This window comes from Streptomyces sp. NPDC005931 (genome assembly GCF_042871235.1).
Taxonomy (GTDB): Bacteria; Actinomycetota; Actinomycetes; order Streptomycetales; family Streptomycetaceae; genus Streptomyces.
Genome location: NZ_JBIAIG010000010.1, coordinates 78,922 through 99,264, shown reverse-complemented (window position 1 = coordinate 99,264; position 20,343 = coordinate 78,922). Strand labels below are relative to the sequence as shown.

Below are 20,343 nucleotides of genomic sequence, written 5' to 3'. Positions count from 1 at the left end.
TCACTCCTCGGCGCGTACGACGGTGACGGGACAATCGGCGTGGTACAGCAGCGCCTGGCTGACCGAGCCGAGCAGCATGCCGGCGAAGCCTCCGTGGCCGCGGGCTCCGGCCACCACCAGCTGGGCGTCCCGGCCGGCCTCGAGCAGCGTGTGACGCACCCTCCCCCGCTCCAGGCGCAGCTCCACGGCGACGCCGGGACGGGCCGTCCGCCACGGCGCCACCGCGTCCTCCAGCAGACGTCGGTGGGTCGAGCGGAGCCGGTCCAGGTCCACGACCACGTTCAGCGGATCGGCCGGCCCTTCGTACGGGGTCGGCTCGCTCCATGTGCTCCATACGTGCAGGGCGAGCAGGTCCGCGCCGCGCAACTCGGCCTCGGCGAAGGCGAACCGCGCCGCCGCGTTCCCCGCCGGGGAGCCGTCCACGGCGAGGAGCACCGGACCCCGGGGGTCGGGGCGGCCCCGGACCACCATGACCGGGCAGTGACCGTGCGCGGCGAGCTGCACCACCGTCGAGCCCGGCAGCAGATCACCCAACGCGCTGCGTCCGGGTCGCCCGACCACCGCCAGCGACGCGTGGCGTGACTCGCTCCGGAGCACGGTCAGCGTGTCGCCGGAGGCCACGGTCCGGGTGACCTCCAGGCCCGGCGCACCGGCGCGGGCCCGCTGTTCGGCCTCCGCCAGGACGCCGTGGATCATGGGGTCCAGATCCGCCGGGCGGCTGAAGGCGTGCACGATGCGCAGCGCTGCTCCGCGCAGACGGGCCTCGCGGGCCGCGACGTCCACCGCGGCCAGGCTGGACGGCGAACCGTCCACTCCGACGATCACCGTGTCGTTCACTGCACCCTCCCGTCCCCGGACCGCACGGCCGGCGTGGTGGCTCCGGTGTCCCGGGCCGTCAGGCAGCGCACCCGGGTACCCGTACGCAACGTCGCGTACCCGTCACGCGGGGGCCGGGGCCCAGGCCGCCACAAGCGCACGAGGCTGCGTACGAACTCGCCGCCCGGGGTCTTCGTACGCAGGCCGCGCACGGCTCGCCGCCGCCGGGCGCTCCGCTACGCGTGCCGTTCACCACCACGGACGACGGCCACCGGGCAGTGCGCGTGGTGCAGCATCGCCTGGCTCACCGAGCCCAGCAGCAGACCGGAGAAGCCCCCGCGGCCCCGCGCCCCGACCACCAGCAGCCGGGCCGTGCGGCTCGCCTCGATCAGCGCCTCACGCGTCCCGCCGTGCACGACCCGGTGGCGCACCTTCACGTCCGGGTACCGCTCCTGCTGTCCGGCGAGCGTCTCCGCCAGCAGCCGCTCCTCGCCCGCGGCCAGCGCCCCCGGCTCGTTCGCGTACGGTGCCGCCGCGTCCGGGGGCGCGGGCAGCGGCGCGTTCCAGGTGGTCCACGCGTGCAGCGCCACGAGGTCGGTGCCGCGCAGCGCGGCCTCGGCGAAGGCGAAGCCGACCGCCTCGGCGCCCGCCGCGGAACCGTCGACCCCGAGCACCACCGGCCCGTCCTCGGCGCCCGGCTCCCGTACGACCAGCACGGGGCAGCGGCCGTGGGCCGCCAGATGCACCGCCGTGGACCCGACCAGGAGGCCGACGAAACCACCCATGCCGCGTGACCCGACCACCACCAGCTCCGCGGAACGCGACTGGGCCTCCAGCACGGTCAGCGGCTCCCCGGTGACCACGGTGTGCGAGACCGCCACGTCCGGCGCCACGCTCCGGGCCCGCTCGACGGCCTCGGCCACCAGCCGTTCGGCCAGTGAGCGCAGCCCGCCCTCGGCCGGTCCCAGCGACGACGCGCCCAGCGGCACGTGCATCGCCGGCCAGATGAACGCGTGGACCACACGCAATGCGGTCCCGCGCCACCGGGCCTCGAGGGCCGCGGCCTCCACCGCAGCCAGACTCGACGCCGAACCATCCACTCCCACGACCACCGGACCACTCATCACGCCTCCCGTTTCGGTACCGCCAGCGTCGCTGCCACCGAACCGCCCCGCCACCGGCCCAATGGGGCACACCCCGGGGACCACTGGCCCCGCCGGGTGCGGAACGGTTCGGACGTCCTGATCCCCGGCCCGGGAAGACACGGGCGTCTCGGGCATCCTGGCTCCGCCCCGGGCGGGTGTCCATCCGTACCGGCACCCATGTTCCGGCAGGTCGGCGGGATGGCACCATGGCTGCCGTGGGTGTGGATCACGCGTGCGCCGCAGGGCCGCCCACCCGCACCGACGACCGGAACCACCGGAAAGGGGACGGGCTGTGCCTGCTCCACGGATGAGCACCACGCCGCTGCCCGGCATCGGCGTGAAATACGACCTCACCACGCGTGAGCACGAGCATCTGTCCGTCATCGCGCACCGGGACGGCGCCCGCACGATCAACGTCTACCGCCCCGACGACCCCGAGGCCTGCGCGCAGTCGCTGCGCCTGACCGTCGCCGAGTCGGCCGCGCTGATCGACGCGCTGATGCCCGCCCACCACAACCCCAACCTGTTGCACACCACCGACCTGGGCCTGGTCGCCGAACGCATCGAGCTGTCCACCACGTCCCACTGGAACGGCAGGCTGCTCGGCGACACCCGGATGCGTACCGAGACGGGCGCCTCGATCGTGGCCGTGCTGCGGCGGGCGGAGGCGATCCCGTCCCCGGCGCCCGACTTCCGGCTGGCCGGCGGGGACACCCTGATCCTGATCGGCACCCGCGAGGGCATCGAGGCCGCGGCCGCGATCCTCGGGCGGGAGTGATCCGTGCACTCCTCCGCCGTCTTCCTGATCGAGTTCGGTGCCATCATCCTCGTACTCGGTCTGCTGGGACGCCTGGCCGGACGCTTCCGGTTCTCCCCGATCCCGTTGTACCTGCTCGCCGGACTGGCCTTCGGCAAGGGCGGGCTGCTTCCGCTCGGTTCGAGCGAGGAGTTCGTCGCGATCGGCGCCGAGATCGGTGTGATCCTGCTGCTGCTCATGCTCGGCCTCGAGTACACGGCCAGTGACCTGGTGTCCAACCTCAAGACCCAGTACCCGGCCGGCCTCGTCGACATGGCCCTGAACGCGCTGCCCGGTGCGGTCCTCGCCCTGCTGCTCGGCTGGGGACCGGTCGCCGCGGTGGTGCTGGCCGGTGTCACCTGGATCTCCTCCTCCGGTGTCATCGCCAAGGTCCTCGGAGACCTGGGACGCCTCGGCAACCGCGAGACACCGGTGATCCTCAGCATCCTGGTGCTCGAGGACCTGGCCATGGCGGTCTACCTGCCGATCATCACCGCCCTGCTGGCCGGGGTCAGCCTCGCCGCGGGCAGCATCACGCTGTCCGTCGCGCTCGGCGTGGCCGGGCTGGTGCTGTTCGCGGCCGTCCGCTACGGACGCGTGATCTCGCGGTTCGTCTCCAGCGACGATCCGGAGAAGCTGCTGCTGGTGGTCCTCGGCCTGACCCTGCTGATCGCGGGTCTCGCCCAGCAGCTGCAGGTCTCGGCGGCCGTGGGCGCGTTCCTCGTCGGCATCGCCCTGTCCGGTGAGGCCGCTGAAGGCGCGCACACCCTGCTCGCTCCGCTGCGGGACCTGTTCGCCGCCGTGTTCTTCGTCTTCTTCGGCCTGAACACCGACCCGCACTCGATCCCGCCGGTCCTCCTGCCCGCGCTGGCGCTGGCCGTCGTCACCGCGCTGACGAAGATCGCCACCGGTTACTGGGCCGCCCGGCGGGCGGGCATCTCGCCCAGGGGCCGCTGGCGCGCGGGCGGCACGCTGGTCGCCCGCGGCGAGTTCTCCATCGTCATCGCCGGGCTCGCGGTCACCGCGGGAATCGAACCGGACCTCGGCCCGCTGGCCACCGCGTACGTCCTGGTGCTGGTCGTGCTGGGCCCCCTCACCGCCCGCTACACCGAGCCCCTCGCCCGCCGCTTCGCCGCCCTCCGCTCCGCACCGGCCGACGCACAGCCACCGCACCCGTCTCAGCCGTCGACGACGCCGGCCCACGCCCCCGCGCCGGCCGTGTCGGCGCCGGAACGGGAACCGCTGGAGGACAAGGGCGCCGAGCGGCCCTGAGCCCGACGGCTCACGGGCGGCGGCCGCCCGGCGCTCGGCCGCCGTACATCCCGGCAGCGGCAGGGCCGCGGTCACGGGGGGCGGCGGCCCTGGGGGCGCCCGCCACGGGCGCCCGGCTCACCGGCAGCCCGCCCCCGGCCCCGCCTGGTCCACGTTGACCGGTGCCAGCACGGCCAGCGTGCCGGACGCCTCGCGCAGGGCCAGTTCCAGCGGGCCGGGGGCGTGCAGCGCCCCGGTCCCGTCCGGCGGTACGAGCCACTCCAGACGGCCGGCGGGCCGATACGGCGGCGGCACCGCGACCCAGGAACCCCGGCCGACGTGGCGCACACCGAAGCCGACCCACTCGCTGACCGGATCGGGCGGCAGGAAGAACCCCACCCTCCGGGCGGTGACGTCCACCAGGGTGGGGCCGGGCGCCTTCAGCGGATCACGCCACAGGACGTCCAGGGCGAGCAGCCCGAGACGGTCGGGCACGCTGAGCACGTCCCAGTACCGTCCCGCCGCCAGCAGCGCGGTTCCCCTGCCGTGGTCCCACTCGCGCTTGCACTCCTGGGGGTCCGTGGCCGCCGCGGCCAGCCACTCGACGGCTCGCTTCCACATGACGCTCTGCATGCCCCCTCATGCTGGGGGACATTTCCCCCCGCCGGAAGGGGTGGCGCGGCCTGGCGTTTCGCCCGCCGGAGGCTCACGCCGTCCGTGCGCCGTTCCTCGGGCCGCGCGGAACGCGGACGCCCCGGCCGGAGGACCCGGCCGGGGCGTCCGCCATCGAGAAAGAGGCGTGCGGGCGGGCCCCTGGCAGCGGTGGGAGGCCCGACCGGCGTGTCAGGCGTCGTGCCGGACGTGTTCCTCGCTCCGCTGCCTCAGGCGCGCGGCCTCCTTGCGGACCTCGGCCTGCGTGGCGCGCTCGCGCTCCAGCCACTGCGGGCGCTCCTGCTTCAGCGCCTCGATCTGCTCGGTGGTGAGGGGCTCGGTGATCCCGCCGCGGGCGAGACCGGCGATGGAGACACCCAGCCTCGACGCGACCACCGGCCGGGGGTGCGGGCCGTCGCGCCGCAGGTCCCGCAGCCACTGCGGCGGATCCGCCTGGAGCGCGTTCAGCTCGGCGCGTGAGACGACACCCTCCCGGAACTCGGCGGGGGTGGCCTCGAGGTACACACCCAGCTTCTTCGCCGCGGTCGCGGGCTTCATCGTCTGGGTGCTCTGGTGCGACGTCATGGTGTCAAGGGTATCGAGCGCGTGAGCGACCACCGACCACGGCCGGTAACCTGGCCAGGTGACAGCCTCGGAAACACCCCCCTCGTTCCGGCTCGTGTACGTCCCCGGGGTGATGCCCGACAAGTGGGCGCGCATCTGGAACGAGCGGCTGCCCGACGTTCCGCTGACCCTCACCCAGGTGCCCGCCCGGAACGCGGGGGAGCTGCTGCGCGACGGAGACGCCGACGCGGGGCTGGTCCGGCTCCCCGTCGACCGGTCGGTCTTCAGTGCGATCCCCCTCTACACCGAGCAGACGGTCGTCGTGGTCCCCAGGGATCACCTCGTCACGGCGGCGGACGAGGTGTCCTGCGAGGACCTCGCCGACGACATCGTGCTGCACCCCCTCGACGACGTCCTCGACTGGGAGCGGCTGCCCGGACGGCCCGCCCTGGAACGCCCGGCCACCACCGCCGACGCCGTCGAGCTGGTCGCGGCCGGCATCGGCGTCCTCGTCGTACCGCTGTCACTGGCCCGGCTGCACCACCGCAAGGACCTCACCCACCGGCCGCTCACGGACGCCCCCGGGTCGAGCGTGGCACTGGCCTGGCCCGAGGACGCGACGACGGAGCTGGTGGAGGACTTCATCGGGATCGTCCGCGGCCGCACCGTCAACAGCACACGGGGCCGCAGGCAGCCCGCGCCCCAGGAGAACGCGACGGGCAGCGCGCGGGGCGACCGGGACGGCGCCCGGCGGCAGCAGCCGGCCGGACGCCCGGCGCAGGGCAGGTCCGCGTCCGCAGGCCGCCGGGGTGGCTCCGGCGGGGCCGCCGCCAGAAACCCGAAGCGGGGCAAGCCCCGCCGCCGCTCGTAGCCGCGGGGCAGTCCCGGGCGCGAACCCCGCCCTCCACCGGGCGCGGACGGGCCGCTACCTGACCGTCGGGGAGGGCGAGGGAGCCGGGGAGGCCGTGTTCAGGTCCTCCAGCTCCTTGGGGATCTTCAGCACCAGCACCGGCGCGCCCGCCTGCGGTGCCGGCGGGGTCACCTGTTCCGCGGGCATCTTCGGCGGGCTCGTCTGCTGGAAGTTGACCTGCTCGTGATTGACCAGTCCGGTCTTCTCCAGCACCGTGATGTGGTCCAGCACGGTGTCGTTGGCCTGGTCGGCCAGCTGCCGGATGAGGGTGTTGCGGGTGTTGGCCCGCACCTTGGCGATGGCCGGGAAGATCTGGCCGTGGGTCACCCGCATGATGTTCACCGCGGTGGAGTCGAACTCCTTGCCGGTGCTGGACTCCACGGTCGCCACGAACTGCTGCTGCTGCGGCGAGGCCTGGTTCGGCAGGGTGATGCCGAGCTCCAGGGCTATCTTGCGGCAGCTCGCGTCCAGCCGACCGTGTCCGACGATCAGGTGCTCGCCCGCCTCCTTCATCTCCGGCGTCGTACCCCGCTGCCTCGCCACCAGGCCCAGGGGGTGCTCCCACAGCCCGGCGGCGCGCACCTTGACCACGAAGTCGCGGTCCGCCTCGGTCAGGGGCCCGTAGTTGGTGTTGGCGATGACCCGGTCCTGCGAGGTCGACGTGTTCTGGACGCCCAGCATGGTGGGATAGGCGAGCGCGGTGAGGGTGAGGATCATGGCTCCGCCCACGAACGCGGTTCCTGCCGTGCTGCGCGAGATGCGCATCGTGCCTCCTGGGATATGAACGGCCCAACAGCAGGAAGTACGGACGGGAGGCGCGGGACAATCACCGTCGGGGAAAGATTTTTTCGCCGGGTGCGACGGGGAAGGAGCGGAGCGGGGTCAGTGGGGGCGGGCCGAGCCGGTCAGCCACTCGTAGGCGGACCGTGCCGTGAACTCGCGCTGGCCGCCGCGCAGCAGCAGGCCCGCGCAGGCGAACTCCGGGGCATCGGCCTGGGCCGCGACATAGGGGATCGCGATGCACCGCATCCCGGCCGCGTGCGCCGCCGCCGCTCCCGGGGCGGCGTCCTCCACCACCACGCAGTCCGCCGGCCGCGCGCCGAGGCGGCGGGCCGCCTCGAGGAAGACGTCGGGTGCGGGCTTGCCCTGGGCGACCTCCTCGGCCGAGACGACGGTGCGCAGACGGGTGTCGAGTCCCGTGCCGGCCAGGATCGCCTCGATCGCCTCCGGTGAGGAACCGGAGGCGACGGCCATCGCTACGCCGTCCCGGGCCAGCAGTTCGACGAACGCGTGCATCTGCGGATAGACGGGCGTCGAGACGCGCGCGAGCTCCAGGTAATGGCGGTTCTTCACGGCGAGCAGTTCCTCCACCGTGGCCCGCAGGCCGTACCGCTCCCGCCAGTCGGCGACGGTCTCGCGGGTACTGATCCCGACATAGCGCTCGTGCTCCGCCCAGGTGAAGCCGGGGACCCCGTGCTCGGCGAGGGTCCGGCGCCCGGCCTCGTAGTAGTTGGGCTCGCTGTCCACGAGCGTTCCGTCGAGATCGAAGACCACCGCGAGGCTGCCCAGCGTGCTCATGGCGTCCAGCATGCCAAGGCTCACTTGCGAGCCGCCCGCCCGATCGACTCCACCAGGGGCAGCATGCGGTGCGGGACGCGTTCCCGCAGGGCCACCTCGGTACGGGTGCGCACCACGCCGGGCAGGCTGATCAGCTTCTGGATCACGTCCTCCAGATGGGCGTTGTCCCGCGCCACGACCCGGGTCAGCAGATCCCCGCCACCGGTGATGGAGAAGGCCTCGACGATTTCCGGCACGGCGGCCAGGGCGTCACCCACCTCGTCCAGATGACCCTGGGTCACCTCGATGTGCACGAACGCGAGCACCGGATGGCCCAGCGCGGCGGGGGAGAGCGCCGGTCCCGTGCCGGTGATCACGCCCTCGCGCTCCAACCGGTCCAGGCGTGCCTGGAGGGTGCCGCGCGCGATCCCGAGGATGCGGGCGTACTCCCGCACGCTCGTCCGCGGCTGTTCCAGCAGCAGCCGCAGGATGCGGGTGTCGAGCTCGTCCACGGCCATGACGGCCCGCCTCCAGGTTCCTGCCGTTCGTTGATCCTTTCGACTGTACCAATGGCTTCGGAGCGCGCTCGGCGGCTGGGCCACCCGCCGTCGGCCGTTGGCACCCCGCCGACCGCAGTCACGGTGTCTGAGCTGAGCCAATGGCGCAGTCGTAAAGCAGCCGGTTGAGCCAGTGGTGACAGAGGTGCTGATATGGGGGTGTCAATGGCGCTGCGGACCCCGCGGCGCCTTTTTCGTGCCACGGTCCACACCATGTACGCAGGGGGCGGTAAGCAGTGCTGAAGAGGGTGTTCACGGCTCCGGATCCGGGCCGGATCCGGCTGCGCTTCGCGGCGCGTGCGGTGCTCGGCATCGGTCTCGCGGTCGTCCTGTGCGGCCTGGCCGGACACTCGCTCGCGGGAGTCGTCACCGGCGGGCTCGCCGCGCTGCTCGCCCTGTTCACCGTCACCGACGCCACGGTCCGGGGGCAGGCGGTCACCACCATGCTGCTGCCGGCCGTCGGACTGCCCGTGCTGGCCGCCGCGGCGGAGCTGCACGACCAGCCCGTGGCCCGCGACCTCGCCTTCCTCGCCGTGGTCGGGGTGGGTGTGTACGCACGGCGCTGGGGCCCGCGCGGACACAGCCTCGGCGTGTTCGCCTTCATGACGTACTTCGTGGCGCAGTTCCTCCACGCCACTCCGGAACGGCTGCCCGAGCTGTGCGCCTCCGTCCTGCTCTCCGTGCTCGCCGCCGGCGCGGTGCGCTTCGGGGTGTGGTGCTACGAGCGCCGCCTGCCCCCGGCGCCCGTGCCCGCCCCGCCCGGCGGCACGGGCCTCGCCCGGGTGACCACCCGGCAGGCGATCCAGGCCACGGCCGGTGCGGGCTTCGCCCTCTTCGTGGGCCAGCTGGTGTCCGGGCAGCGCTGGTACTGGGCCGTCGGTGCCACCTGGTGGATCTTCGTCAACACCACCTCGCGCGGCGAGACCCTGGTCCGCGGCTTCCGGCGGCTGCTGGGCACGGTCATCGGCATCGGACTGGGCCTGGTCGTCGCCGTGCCCGTGCACGGTGACGGGCCGCCCACGGCGTGGATCGTGGCCGTGTGCGTCTTCGGCATCTTCTACACGGCCGCCGTGTCCTACACCTGGATGATGCTCTGGGTGACGCTCCTCGCCGCGATGCTCTACGGCCTCCTGGGCGTGCTCACCCCCGGACTGCTGGCCCTGCGGCTGGTGGAGACCGGCGTCGGTGCGCTGGGCGCTGCGCTGGCCGTGGCCTTCGTCCTGCCCGTGACCACGCACAGCGTCACCGACGCCTGGATCCGGCGGGCGCTGCGCTGCGTCCACGCCTGCACCGCCGAGACGGCCGCGCGCCTGGCCGGGGCCGAGGACGCCGATCCGACGCCCAGGGTGGCCGAACTGGAGCAGCTGCTCGCCCGGGTCCGGCTGTCGGTCGCGCCGCTGGTGCATCCGCTGAACCCGATGTGCGGCCGCAAGCGGCGCGCCCGCCGCGTGCTCGACCTGCTCGACGACTGCGCCCGGGAGGTCCACGGCCTCGTCGCCGTCGCCGCCGACCCCGAGGCGTCCCACGACGCCCGTCTGGCCGCCGCCTGCTGGCGCGTCGAGGCCGCGGTCGAGGCACTCACCGGCGGTGGCGACATCTCCGTCCGCCCCACCCCGGCCGCGACGGAACCCGCCCTGGCCCACCTCCACGGCCTGGAACGCGCCCTGGCCGAACTCGCCACGCCCCTGCGCACGCCCCCCGGGTCACGACTCGTGGGGGCATGAGCCGGCACCGCGGGCCCGGGCCGTCGCGGACCGCCACCGCGGTGCTGCGGCACCCCGTCACCCCCGCGGCTTCCGTCGCCGGGCGGCCCCGTTGCGCGCAGCCCGGTCGGCCACTGTGGTCGGAGCGGCGGGTGATCGACTGCTAGCGTCGGGCCGACCGGCACCGGAGGAGAGGGGACGGACGTGGCGGACGGCAGGCGGAGGGCGTTCATCGGGTCGTTCACCGCGGCGGGAGGGCCGGGGATCGTCGGCGCGGCCGTCGCCGCCGGCAGCGGCGCCCTGACCGCGCTCGGCGCCGTGGACACGCTGCCCGACCCCTCCTACCTGGCCCTGTCGCCGGACGGGGACACGTTGTACGCGGTCAGTGAGACGGCCGAGGGCACCGTGGCCGCGTTCCGGGTGACCGGGGACCGTCCGCAGCAGCTCGGTCCGCCCGTCCCGGTCGAGGGCAGCGGGCCGACCCACCTCGGCCTGCACGCCGGCCACCTCCTCACCGCCAACTACGGCTCCGGCAGTGTCACCGCCGTCCCCGTCCGCCCCGACGGCGGCCTCGCCCCCACCGCCTCAGGTGTGTGCCGCCACAGCGGCTCGGGCCCGCACCCGCAGCGCCAGCAGGGCCCGCACGCCCACCAGGTGCAGTCCGACCCCAGCGGCCGCTGGGCCGTGAGCGTCGACCTCGGCACCGACTCGGTGCGCGTGTGCACCCTCACCGCCGGCACCCCCGTCCCGCACCGCGAGATCGCCCTGCGGCCCGGCTCCGGCCCGCGGCACCTGGCGTTCCATCCCGACGGCTCACGGGCGTACGTCCTCAACGAACTGGCCCCCACCGTCGTCGTCTGCCGCTGGGACGCCGCCGACGGCATGCTCAAGCCGCTCGGCGAGAGCCCGGTCCTCTCCGCCGCCCCGGCCGGCGACGCCTACCCGTCGGGCATCGCCGTCTCGGGCGACGGCCGCTTCGTCTGGACCGCGACCCGCGGCGAGGACGTCCTGTCCGTCCTGGCGATCGACGGGGACGGACTGCGCCTGCTCGCCACCGTGCCGTGCGGCGGCCACTGGCCGCGCGCGATCACCGAGTCCGGCGGTGTCCTCTACGTGGCGAACGAGCGCTCCGGTGACGTGACCTGGTTCGCGCTCGACCCGGTCACCGGTGTACCACGGCGGGAGGGATCGCTCCCGGTGCCCGCGGCCTCCTGCGTGGTCGTGGGCTGAACCGGCCCGTCCCGGCTCCACGTCGACGCGGAAAGGGCCCGCCCCCGTTCCCGGAGCGGGCCCTTCCGCGTCGACGTGCGTACGCGCCGTCCGCGTCAGTGCACCGGGGTGCCCGGCGCCTGCTGCGGGGCGATGCCCAGCGCGCTCGTGTACTTGGCGAGGGCGAGTTTGCCGATCGCCGGGTACGGGCCGAGCGCCTCGGACGCCGAGCAGCCGGCCTCCTTGGCGGCCTCGGCGATCACGCTCGCGTCGATCTCGGGGCCGATCAGATACGGCGCGAGCGCCAGCTGCTGCGAGCCGGAGCTGCGCAGCTGGTCGGCGACCGACGCGATCGAGCCCTCCTGGTCCAGGGCCGCCGCCATCACCGGCACGGCGAGGCGGGCGGCGAGCAGCATGCCGGTGATCCCGGCCGCCTGCACGGCCTCGTCACCGCCCACCGAGGCCAGGACGATGCCGTCGGCCGCGGTCGCGACGGTGAACAGACGGGCACGGTCGGCACGCGCCAGACCGGCCTCGGACAGCCGCACGTGCAGCGCCTCGGCGAGCAGCGGGTGCGGGCCGAGCACATCGGTCAGGTCGGCGGCGACCCGGCTGTCCATCACGGCCTGGCGGACCTGGCGCAGCAGCGCGCTGTCCGGGCCGGCGAGCAGCGGCACGACGACGGCGACGGGGCCGTCGGGCTCGGTGACGTTCAGGCCGGCCGCGCGGGCCTGCGCGAAGCGGGCGGTGCGCTCCTCCGCGGCGCGCGAGAGCACCGACTGGAGCGAGGGGAACTCCTCGTCGTCGCCGTCGAGGTAACCGATCCGGGCGTCCAGGCCCGGCAGCTCGGAGCGGGCGATGCTCACGACCTCGTCGACGAGGGAGCGGGTGGCACTACTGGGCGTACCCGGCACGGCGAGGACGAGCGCGGGCGCGCCCTCGGGAGCCACCAGGGGTTCGGGACGGCGGTGCCGCCCGGGCTGGCGGGGGCGCGGCATTCGTACTGGCAGGCCGGACGCGGGCCCAGTGGGGGTGCTCATGCTGCGGCATGTTAGTGGCTTCTCGGGCTCCTCCGTTCGGGGAGGGGGCAGGTGAGCGGTATCCGTCCGGATTTGTCTGATCGGTTACGTACGGACGGCACCCGCGGGGCTGGCCTCCTCACCAGCCGGAGTCATCACGCACAGCAGGTTTTCGTCACACGGAAGGGTGAAGGTCCCGGCCGTGAGGTCGGTCGCGACGCGCACCGACCCGTGCAGGGGGTCGCCCTCGGGCGTCACCCGCCGCGCCGACGGCAGCAGCCTCGCCAACTCCTCGTCCAGGGGCACGAGAAGAGGGTCTCCCATCCCGGACAGGCCACCGGTGAGAGCGATCAGCGGCGCGTCCCCGCCCGGGCACACCACCGCCGCGGAGTCCGCCATGTGCCGCGCCGCGGCGCGCAGGATGTCCGCGGCGACGGGATCGGCGCCCGCGCACTCGGCCACCCCGGGCGCGAAGGAGGCCAGGACGGCGGGCCGGTCGGTCCGCGGGTACAACCGGCCGGGCAGTTCCGCCGCCGGGCCGAACATCTCCTCGGCGCGGGCCAGCAGCGGCGCGGAACCGCCCCGGCGTCCGTCGTGCGCGCGCAGTGCGGCCTCCAGGCCCGCCCGCCCGATCCAGGCGCCGCTGCCGCAGTCGCCGAGCAGATGGCCCCAGCCGTCCGCCCGGCGCCATCCGGTGAGATCGGTGCCGACGGCGATCAGGCCCGTGCCCGCAGCGATCACCGCGCCGGGACGGGACCCGAGGGCACCCACGTAGGCGGTGACCGCGTCGGCGGCCAACGCGACCCGCCGGACGCCCAGTTCACGGGCCAGTGCGCCCGGGAGCTCCGCCCGCAGGGCGTTCCCCAGGCCGGCCAGCCCGGCCGCACCGATCACGGCCGTTTCCAGCCGCGCGAGCCCGGCCTCGACCGTCAGCGCCCGGGCCAGGGGCACCAGTTGCTGCATGAGGTGCCCGGCGTCGATTCCCCGGGCACCGGTGCGCACCGGCGTGCCGGATCCACCGCGGGCCAAGGGACCGTGTCCCACGGCGCCCACGACGACGCGCAGGCCCGAGCCGCCGGAGTCCACGGCGAGGAATCCCGGGCCGGCCGGCACGTCCTCCGTCCGCGCCCCGGTCACGGCAGGCGCCAGTCCACGGGCTGGCCGCCCTGGCGCATCAGCAGGTCGTTGGCCCGGCTGAACGGGCGGGAGCCGAAGAAGCCCCGGTCCGCGGACATCGGGGACGGGTGCGCCGACTCCACCGCGGGCAGGTCCCCCAGCAGCGGGCGGAGGTTGCGGGCGTCGCGGCCCCACAGGACGGAGACCAGGGGCTTTCCGCGCCCCGTCAGTGCCCGTATCGCCTGCTCGGTGACCTCCTCCCAGCCCTTGCCGCGGTGCGCGCCCGGCCTGCGCGGTGCCGTGGTGAGCGCCCTGTTGAGCAGCAGCACGCCCTGCTCGGTCCACGGCGTGAGATCGCCGCAGGACGGCTGCGGCAGGCCCAGGTCGGTGGTCAGCTCACGGAAGATGTTGACGAGGCTGCCCGGCAGCGGCCGCACCTCGGGCGCGACCGAGAAGGACAGCCCCACCGCGTGCCCCGGGGTCGGGTACGGGTCCTGTCCGACGATGAGGACGCGGACCTCGTCGAAGGGTTGCTGAAAGGCCCTCAGGACGTGCGGGCCGGACGGGAGATAGGTGCGTCCCGCGGCGATCTCCGCGCGCAGGAAGTCGCCCATCGCCGAGATCCGCCCGGCCACCGGTTCGAGGGCCTTCGCCCAGCCCGCTTCGACGATTTCGTGCAAGGGTCGTGGTGCCACGGACGTCACCCTACTGCCGTACGGGCAGCAGAGATCAACCGGTGGCCGGGACCGGACCGCACGGCGCCCGCGGTCATCCGACGACCGCGGCCCTTACGCACAGCACATCCGGCAGATGGGCCGCGAGTTGCTGCCAGCTGTCGCCGTCGTCGGCCGACGCGTACACCTCGCCGTTGCGGTTGCCGAAGTACACGCCCGCCGGGTCGGCGCCGTCGTGGCACATCGCATCGCGCAGCACCGTGCCGTAGTGGTCGCCCTCCGGCAGCCCCGCGCTGAGGGGCTCCCAGCTCTTGCCCGCGTCGGCCGTCCGGAAGACGCGGCAGCGCCGGTCGGCCGGCACGCGGTCGGAGTCGGCGTTGATGGGGAACACGTACGCCGTGTCACCGCGGTGCGGATGGGCCACCGCCGCGAAGCCGAACGTCGACGGCAGACCCTCGCCGATGTCCGTCCAGTGCGCGCCCGCGTCGTCGCTGCGGTACACGCCCCAGTGGTTCTGGAGGTACAGCCGGTCCGGGTTCGCCGCGTCCCGGGCGACCTTGTGCACGCACTGTCCGAACTCCGGGTTGGGGTCCGGCAGGAACACCGCGGACACCCCGGAGTTGGACGGGGCCCAGCTCACGCCGCCGTCCAGGGTGCGGAACACGCCCGCCGTGGAGACGGCCACCGTCACGGCCCGCGGGTCGCGCGGGTCGGTGAGGACGGTGTGCAGGCCCTCGCCGCCACCGCCCGGCACCCACTTGGAGCGGGTGGGGTGCTCCCACAGCGGACGGATCAGCTCGAAGGTCTCGCCGCGGTCCTCCGAGCGGTACAGCGCGGCCGGCTCGGTGCCCGCGTACACCACGTCCGGCTCGGCCGCGGCCGGGTGCAACTGCCAGACCCGCTCCAGCGAGGCCCCCGTGTCCTGGGGGAACCTGACGGCGGGACGGGCCGGTTCGGTCCAGGTCCGGCCCAGGTCGTCGGAGTGGAACACGGACGGGCCCCAGTGCGAACTGTCGCCGCCGACCAGCAGCCGCGGGGTCGGGCCGCGGGTGTCGACGGCGACCGAGTACACGGCCTGCGCGTTGAAGTAGGGGCTCTCGTCGAACTGCCAGGCGCCACCCCTCCGGCGCCCGATGAACAGGCCTTTGCGCGTCCCCACGGCGAGCAGTACCTCGGTCATGCCGATCACCTCCGCGACGTCTTCGTCGACGTCCTCGTCCCGGACACGGGCCAGTCTGCACCTCGCCACTGACAGTCACCTCTGGATCACCCGCCACCGCAGGTCAGACCGGTGAGGCGTCCCACGCCCGGGCACCTGCCCCGCCCCGGCCCCGCCGCCCGGCCCACAGCCCCTCACGCGCTCCCCAGCGCCTGTCCGCACAGCCGCAGCAGCCGTTCGTCCTCGTGGATGTCGTGGCTGCCGTGGCCGCCGGGGCCCGCCCGGTGGCGGCGCGGCGCGGCCAGTTCCGCGTGCAGCAGGTGGTGCAGGGGCGCCGCCGACGGGCCGAGGGACACCGCCAGCGTCGCGATGGCGGTGCGGGTGCACGGGTTCTCCCTCCAGCCCGCGCGCAGGACGTCCGCCGCCGGTTCCGGTTCGCCGGTGACGCGCCACAGCGCGCCCGCGGCCGCCGTCCGCTCCCACAGGTCGCCGGATCGGGCCAGCCGCCGCAGCGCGGGCACCGCGGGCCGAGCCGCGGGCCCCATCCGCGCCAGTGTCTCCGCCGCCGACCTGCGACCACCGCCCGCCTCGTCCTCCAACCCCCGGACCAGCACGGGCAGGACCACCTCGGCGTCCCCCTCCACCGCCCACAGCGCGGCCGCGGCCGCGGTCGCGAGGCGGACCCCGCCGTCCAGCCGCCGGCGCAGTACGGGTGCCGCCTCGCGCGCGGCGGCACCCAGCTCGCCCAGGGCCCGAACCACCGACAGCTCCACGGACTCCCGCGTCGGCTGGTCCGCGGGCAGGCCTTCCAGCAGCCGCAGCATCGCCGGCACCGACGCCGCGTCGTCCAGTGAGGCCAGTGCGTGCAGCAGGGAGGGAGCCCGCCCGTCGAGATCGGGGGCGTCGAGCGGGAGCGCGGCGAGCCGGCGCCGCAGCGCCGGGGCCAGGGGCGTGGCCGCCCGTCCGAGATGGGGGACGACCTGACCCAGATCGTGCGGGACGACCGGGCCGGCCAGCACCTCCGCCAGCACCGGCGTCGCTCGCGGGTCCCCGGCCCTGGCCAGGGCCTTCAGCGGACCCCCCAGGGTCCGGGCCCCGTGCTCCCACGCGCGTACACGCGTCTCGGGGCGGGCGACGACCAGTGCGTGGAGGTGGTCGGCGGCCGGGGCCGCCAGTTCGAAGAGATCCGCCAGGACCGAGACCGCGGCGTCACGCAACCGGTCGTTCTCCGCGTCCAGCTGCGCGCCGATCAGCGCGACCGGCTCCGTGCAGTCCGCGCGCCAGGTGCGGAACAGGCTTGCGGACATCCACACGGCGTTGCACCGGTCCACCGGGTCCGGGCAGCTCAACTGACCGGACAGCAGCGCGATCCGGTCGGCGACCCGGTGGTCCAGGGCGCCGTGCAGGGTCCGCAGCAGCCGGGAACCCTCCTCGTCCGAGGGCCGCAGCAGGCGCAGCCGGCCGATGAGGGTGCCGGTGTCCGGCCGCCCGGGGCCGTCCGCGGTGCGGGGCCGCTGCCGCGCCCGGTCGTCGAGCAGCCGCAGGACGGTCGGCACCAGATCGGCCGGGAGCCGCTCCGGCGCGCACGCCGCCAGCTGTCCCAGGGAGGCCAGCCGCAGACCGGGACCGTACGGGGGAGTGCTGTGGGCGGCGAGCAGTTCCACCGCGTCGGCGGCGTGGGAGGGGTGCCGCCGTGCGAACCGGCCCAGGCTCTCGGCGATCGCGAGCAGCACCCGGTCGTCGCGCTCCACCGTCATCCGCTCCCGCAGCAGGCCGAGCACCCGTGCCGGTTCGTCCAGGAACCGCACCACCGCGCCCGGTGCCGCGTGCCGCACCCCGGGGTCCGTGTCCGCGAGGAGCCGCGCGAAGGCCCCGGCCCGTGCCCGGACCGCGGCCCGGGCCTTCGCGTACGGCCCGCCGGAGCCGTCCTCCCCCCGGTGCCCGTCGACGGCCCCCACCGCACTCGCCCCGTCCGCGGCGGCCTTCGCCGGCTTCCCGGCGACGTCGCCGCCCTCCGGCTCCCCGCCGATGCTGACCAGCAGTTCCAGGATGCCCGCCCGGTCCCGGACCTCTTCACGGACGGCGAGCGCGAAGAGGAACGGGACACAGGCCAGGGTGGAGTCGTACACGTCTCCCTGGTGGTGCACGGCGCCGTACATCGCGTCGAGCGCGGTCTCCCGCTCGACGGCGTCCGCGGAGGCCAGCCCCGCGAGCAGCCGGGGCACGTCCTCGGCGCTGCCGTACGCATGCCGCATCGAGGCCCAGTCGACCTCGTCGATCCCCGTGAACACGTTCGTCCTCCCCAGGCGATGTGCCAACTGCCCGGGAGTCTGCACCACGGCACCGACAACCAAGCGCGTCCGGGTGGCGACTGTGCGCGATCTGTGCGCCCGGTGGCTTGATGCCGGGTCAGTCGCCGGGCAGCGCGCGGCCGAGGATCGCGTCCTCATCTGCCCCGTCGGGCAGCGTGCCGAACGTATGGCCCCAGTCGCCGCCGAGCCGCGTCGCGCAGAAGGCGTCGGCCACGGCCGGCGGGGCGTACCGGACCAGCAGGGAACCCTGCAGCGCCAGCGCCATCCGCTCCACCAGCCGGCGGGCCCCCGACGGCGACCCCTCGGCCGGCTGCTCCCGGAGCCGGGCCACGGCCGCGTCCAGCCGGGTGTCCGCGCCGCGGGAGAGGGCGAGTTCGTCGAGGAGCGCCTGGCCGGTGGCCGTGTCCCGGCCGAGGGCACGCAGCACATCGAGGGCGTTGACGTTGCCCGAGCCCTCCCAGATCGACAGCAGCGGGGCCTCCCGGTAGTGCCGGGGCATGCCCGACTCCTCGACGTAGCCGTTGCCGCCCAGGCACTCCAGTGCCTCGGCGGTGAAGGCCGGGCCCCGCTTGGTGACCCAGTACTTGCCGACTGCGGTCGCGATCCGCCGGAACGCGGCCTCCCCGGCGTCCCCGCGCACCGCGCGGTCGGCAGCCCCGGCCAGCCGCAGGGTGAGCGCCGTGGCGGCCTCCGACTCCAGGGCGAGATCGGCCAGAACGTTGCGCATCAGCGGCTGGTCCACCAGCCGCGCCCCGAACGCGCTGCGGTGACGCACGTGGTGCCCCGCCTCGACGAGTGTCTTGCGCATCAGCGCCGCCGACATCGTCACGCAGTCCAGCCGGGTGCAGTTGACCATGTCGATGATGGTCTTCACGCCCTGCCCCTCGGGTCCGACCAGCCAGGCCACCGTCCCGTCGAACTCGGGCTCGGAGGAGGCGTTGGACCGGTTGCCCAGCTTCTCCTTCAGCCGCTGGATGCGGAAGGTGTTGCGGGTGCCGTCGGGCAGCACGCGCGGCACCAGGAAGCACGACAGCCCTTCCTGGGCCCGGGCCAGCACCAGGAACACGTCGCACATCGGCGCCGAGGTGAACCACTTGTGCCCGCGCAGCGTGTAGACGCCGGATTCGGTGGTCGGCGTGGCCGTGGTGGTGTTCGTGCGGACGTCGGAGCCGCCCTGCTTCTCGGTCATCCCCATACCGGCCAGCAGCCCGCGCTTGCGCGTCGGCACCCGCAGACCCGGTTCGTACGCGCGGCTGGTCAGCAGGGGCTCGTACACCGCCGCCAGGTCGGGCTGCCGGCGCAGCGCGGGCACCGCCGCGTACGTCATGGACGTCGGGCAGCCGTGCCCCGCGTCGGTGTGGCCCCACACCAGCCCGCCGGCGGTGCGTGCCACATGGGCGCCGGGCCGGTCGTCGGCCCAGGGCGCGGCGGCAAGACCCTCGGCGACCGCCGTGCGCATCAGGTGGTGCCAGCTCGGGTGGAACTCCACCTCGTCGACCCGGTGCCCGTAGCGGTCGTGGGTGCGCAGTTCGGGCTCGTGCCGATTGGCCTGCTCGCTCCACTCCTGCACCTGCTCACTGCCGGCCAGCCGGCCGAGCCGACGCAGGTCCTCCTCGGCCCATCCGGCACCCTCGCGTCGCAACCCCTCCAGCAGGGCGGCGTCCCGTGAGGCGTCGTAGGGGGCGAGGGGACGGGGCTGGTTGGTCACCTCGTGCGTGGCGTACCCGCCGTGCCCGCGGGATTCCTCGAAGTCCTGGTGCCGGTCGTTCGCGAGTGTCGTGGCCATGCAGGGGAGTGTTGCAGTCTCTCTGCGGCTGCAGTAATAGTGCAACCACGGTCCCGGCGTACAGTACGGACCCATGCGGAAGGGACCACGGGGATGAGCGACCCGGCGCGCGACGACGACCTGCGGCTGCGCCCCCTGTCCGCGCGATCGGTGGTGCTGAGCGTGCTGCTCGGCACGCATCCCCCGGAGCTGCCGGTCAGGGAGCTCGCACGGCTGGTGGAGGGCTTCGATGTCGGCGGCTCCACGCTGCGCGCGGCGCTCAGCCGGATGACGGCCTCCGGAGACCTGCGGCGCACGGACACCGGGTACCGTCTCAGCGACCGGCTGCTGCGACGCCGGCAGCGCCAGGACGAGGCCGTGCGCCCGCGCACGCGCGCGTGGGACGGCGACTGGGAGCTGGTGGTGATCACCGCGACGGGCCGAGGTCCCGCCGAACGCGCCGACCTGCGCGCCCGGCTGACCGCGCTGCGTCTCGCCGAACTCCGCGAGGGCGTCTGGCTGCGGCCCGCCAACCTGACCCGCTCCCTGCCCGACGGCCTCGGGCATGTCGCCCAGACCGGCACCGCCCGCCCGGACCGCCCGGCCGGCGAACTGGCCGGTGCGCTGTGGCCGTTGGACGCCTGGTGCGCCACCGCGCGGGCACTGCTCGCGCACATCGGCCGCGCGGACCGCCCCGCCGACCGGCTCACGGCCTTCGCGGCCGTCGTGCGCCATCTGCTCGCCGACCCCGTACTGCCCCCCGAACTCCTGCCCGCCGACTGGCCGGGCGGCGTGCTGCGGGACGCCTACGCGGACTACCGGCGGGAGCTGACGGACCGTGTGCACGCGCGCGTGGGCCGCGCATGACGCGGGGTGCAGGGCGCCAGGACAGTGGGGGACCTCCGCGCGCGGGCCTGCCGGCGGCCCGCTCCTACCGATGGGTGATGTCGGAAGACGCGTACTTGCGGTAGGTGCCGTCGGGCCCCGAGCCGTTGGTGGTCGGCTCGTCGCGGTCGTCGTTGCCGATGTACCTCTGGCACGGGACGATCTTCCTGCCGGTGTCCCGGACGACGGTGACGTTGTGCAGGGTCGCACTGTCGCCGTAGTTGCTGCCGTTGGGAGTCGGCCAGGTGGTGGCG

General features: G+C 74.6%; 19 protein-coding genes and 1 pseudogene. 6 read left to right on the top strand and 14 right to left on the bottom strand.

Annotated elements, in window-relative coordinates:
- The gene (locus tag ACFYOV_RS22825) at positions 1–837 is read right to left on the bottom strand and encodes a universal stress protein (protein ID WP_389090157.1); all 837 of its coding nucleotides are present in this window, start codon (positions 835–837) and stop codon (positions 1–3) included.
- A 215-nt stretch (positions 838–1,052) separates the two neighbouring features.
- Positions 1,053–1,940 carry a universal stress protein gene (locus tag ACFYOV_RS22820; protein ID WP_389090155.1) on the bottom strand — a complete coding sequence of 296 codons (888 nt, stop codon included), beginning with the start codon at positions 1,938–1,940 and terminating at the stop codon, positions 1,053–1,055.
- A 328-nt stretch (positions 1,941–2,268) separates the two neighbouring features.
- Here ACFYOV_RS22820 and ACFYOV_RS22815 point away from each other — a divergent pair, with 328 nt between their 5' ends.
- On the top strand, positions 2,269–2,739 hold the full coding sequence (locus ACFYOV_RS22815) for a cation:proton antiporter regulatory subunit (protein WP_389090154.1): 471 nt from the start codon (positions 2,269–2,271) through the stop codon (positions 2,737–2,739).
- A gap of 3 nt (positions 2,740–2,742) precedes the next feature.
- Positions 2,743–4,029 carry a cation:proton antiporter gene (locus ACFYOV_RS22810; RefSeq protein ID WP_389090152.1) on the top strand — a complete coding sequence of 429 codons (1,287 nt, stop codon included), beginning with the start codon at positions 2,743–2,745 and terminating at the stop codon, positions 4,027–4,029.
- 117 nt (positions 4,030–4,146) lie between these two features.
- Here ACFYOV_RS22810 and ACFYOV_RS22805 read toward each other — a convergent pair whose 3' ends face one another.
- On the bottom strand, positions 4,147–4,641 hold the full coding sequence (locus tag ACFYOV_RS22805; RefSeq protein ID WP_389090151.1) for a hypothetical protein: 495 nt from the start codon (positions 4,639–4,641) through the stop codon (positions 4,147–4,149).
- A 210-nt stretch (positions 4,642–4,851) separates the two neighbouring features.
- Positions 4,852–5,244, bottom strand: a complete 393-nt coding sequence (locus ACFYOV_RS22800) for a DUF5997 family protein (protein ID WP_389090149.1) — start codon at positions 5,242–5,244, stop codon at positions 4,852–4,854.
- A gap of 58 nt (positions 5,245–5,302) precedes the next feature.
- On the opposite strand from ACFYOV_RS22800, the gene ACFYOV_RS22795 reads away from it, so the two are divergent.
- Positions 5,303–6,094 carry a LysR family transcriptional regulator substrate-binding protein gene (locus ACFYOV_RS22795; protein ID WP_389090148.1) on the top strand — a complete coding sequence of 264 codons (792 nt, stop codon included), beginning with the start codon at positions 5,303–5,305 and terminating at the stop codon, positions 6,092–6,094.
- A 54-nt stretch (positions 6,095–6,148) separates the two neighbouring features.
- On the opposite strand, the gene ACFYOV_RS22790 is transcribed toward ACFYOV_RS22795, so the two are convergent.
- The 3 genes from ACFYOV_RS22790 to ACFYOV_RS22780 form a co-directional block, all read right to left on the bottom strand.
- Entirely contained in the window at positions 6,149–6,898 is a 750-nt protein-coding gene (locus ACFYOV_RS22790) for a DUF4142 domain-containing protein (RefSeq protein WP_389090146.1), read from the bottom strand.
- Positions 6,899–7,015: 117 nt separating this feature from the next.
- Entirely contained in the window at positions 7,016–7,711 is a 696-nt protein-coding gene (locus tag ACFYOV_RS22785) for an HAD family hydrolase (protein WP_389090145.1), read from the bottom strand.
- A gap of 20 nt (positions 7,712–7,731) precedes the next feature.
- Positions 7,732–8,208 carry an Lrp/AsnC family transcriptional regulator gene (locus ACFYOV_RS22780; RefSeq protein WP_389090144.1) on the bottom strand — a complete coding sequence of 159 codons (477 nt, stop codon included), beginning with the start codon at positions 8,206–8,208 and terminating at the stop codon, positions 7,732–7,734.
- 275 nt (positions 8,209–8,483) lie between these two features.
- On the opposite strand from ACFYOV_RS22780, the gene ACFYOV_RS22775 reads away from it, so the two are divergent.
- Positions 8,484–9,971, top strand: coding sequence for an FUSC family protein (locus ACFYOV_RS22775; RefSeq protein ID WP_389090143.1), 1,488 nt, complete (start codon positions 8,484–8,486; stop codon positions 9,969–9,971).
- A 183-nt stretch (positions 9,972–10,154) separates the two neighbouring features.
- On the top strand, positions 10,155–11,180 hold the full coding sequence (locus ACFYOV_RS22770; protein WP_389090141.1) for a lactonase family protein: 1,026 nt from the start codon (positions 10,155–10,157) through the stop codon (positions 11,178–11,180).
- Positions 11,181–11,275: 95 nt separating this feature from the next.
- On the opposite strand, the gene ACFYOV_RS22765 is transcribed toward ACFYOV_RS22770, so the two are convergent.
- From ACFYOV_RS22765 to ACFYOV_RS22740, 6 genes are all read right to left on the bottom strand, one after another.
- On the bottom strand, positions 11,276–12,199 hold the full coding sequence (locus tag ACFYOV_RS22765) for a sirohydrochlorin chelatase (RefSeq protein WP_389090140.1): 924 nt from the start codon (positions 12,197–12,199) through the stop codon (positions 11,276–11,278).
- 84 nt (positions 12,200–12,283) lie between these two features.
- Entirely contained in the window at positions 12,284–13,315 is a 1,032-nt protein-coding gene (locus ACFYOV_RS22760) for an N-acetylglucosamine kinase (RefSeq protein WP_389090138.1), read from the bottom strand.
- On the bottom strand, positions 13,312–13,989 hold the full coding sequence (locus ACFYOV_RS22755; protein WP_389090137.1) for a uracil-DNA glycosylase: 678 nt from the start codon (positions 13,987–13,989) through the stop codon (positions 13,312–13,314). Before ACFYOV_RS22755 ends, ACFYOV_RS22760 begins: the two co-directional genes overlap by 4 nt.
- A 73-nt stretch (positions 13,990–14,062) precedes the next feature.
- A complete protein-coding gene (locus ACFYOV_RS22750) occupies positions 14,063–15,217 on the bottom strand; it encodes a WD40/YVTN/BNR-like repeat-containing protein (RefSeq protein WP_389090136.1) in 1,155 nt (384 codons plus the stop codon).
- A 104-nt stretch (positions 15,218–15,321) separates the two neighbouring features.
- On the bottom strand, positions 15,322–17,418 hold the full coding sequence (locus ACFYOV_RS22745) for a HEAT repeat domain-containing protein (protein ID WP_389090134.1): 2,097 nt from the start codon (positions 17,416–17,418) through the stop codon (positions 15,322–15,324).
- A 118-nt stretch (positions 17,419–17,536) separates the two neighbouring features.
- Positions 17,537–19,225, bottom strand: coding sequence for an acyl-CoA dehydrogenase family protein (locus tag ACFYOV_RS22740; RefSeq protein WP_389090133.1), 1,689 nt, complete (start codon positions 19,223–19,225; stop codon positions 17,537–17,539).
- Between the two features lie 93 nt (positions 19,226–19,318).
- Between ACFYOV_RS22740 and ACFYOV_RS22735 the strand changes: the two genes are divergently transcribed.
- A complete protein-coding gene (locus ACFYOV_RS22735) occupies positions 19,319–20,071 on the top strand; it encodes a PaaX family transcriptional regulator C-terminal domain-containing protein (RefSeq protein ID WP_389090131.1) in 753 nt (250 codons plus the stop codon).
- Positions 20,072–20,135: 64 nt separating this feature from the next.
- Here ACFYOV_RS22735 and ACFYOV_RS22730 read toward each other — a convergent pair.
- Positions 20,136–20,315: pseudogene (locus tag ACFYOV_RS22730) on the bottom strand (pectate lyase); the annotation flags it as partial.
- Positions 20,316–20,343 lie beyond the last annotated feature (28 nt).

Coding starts and splice junctions, on each gene's coding strand:
- ACFYOV_RS22820 (WP_389090155.1), bottom strand. CDS start 1,940: ATGAGTGGTCCGGTGGTCGTGGGAGTGGATGGTTCGGCGTCGAGTCTG.
- ACFYOV_RS22815 (WP_389090154.1), top strand. CDS start 2,269: ATGAGCACCACGCCGCTGCCCGGCATCGGCGTGAAATACGACCTCACC.
- ACFYOV_RS22805 (WP_389090151.1), bottom strand. CDS start 4,641: ATGCAGAGCGTCATGTGGAAGCGAGCCGTCGAGTGGCTGGCCGCGGCG.
- ACFYOV_RS22800 (WP_389090149.1), bottom strand. CDS start 5,244: ATGACGTCGCACCAGAGCACCCAGACGATGAAGCCCGCGACCGCGGCG.
- ACFYOV_RS22790 (WP_389090146.1), bottom strand. CDS start 6,898: ATGCGCATCTCGCGCAGCACGGCAGGAACCGCGTTCGTGGGCGGAGCC.
- ACFYOV_RS22785 (WP_389090145.1), bottom strand. CDS start 7,711: ATGAGCACGCTGGGCAGCCTCGCGGTGGTCTTCGATCTCGACGGAACG.
- ACFYOV_RS22780 (WP_389090144.1), bottom strand. CDS start 8,208: ATGGCCGTGGACGAGCTCGACACCCGCATCCTGCGGCTGCTGCTGGAA.
- ACFYOV_RS22765 (WP_389090140.1), bottom strand. CDS start 12,199: ATGAGCACCCCCACTGGGCCCGCGTCCGGCCTGCCAGTACGAATGCCG.
- ACFYOV_RS22740 (WP_389090133.1), bottom strand. CDS start 19,225: ATGGCCACGACACTCGCGAACGACCGGCACCAGGACTTCGAGGAATCC.
- ACFYOV_RS22735 (WP_389090131.1), top strand. CDS start 19,319: ATGAGCGACCCGGCGCGCGACGACGACCTGCGGCTGCGCCCCCTGTCC.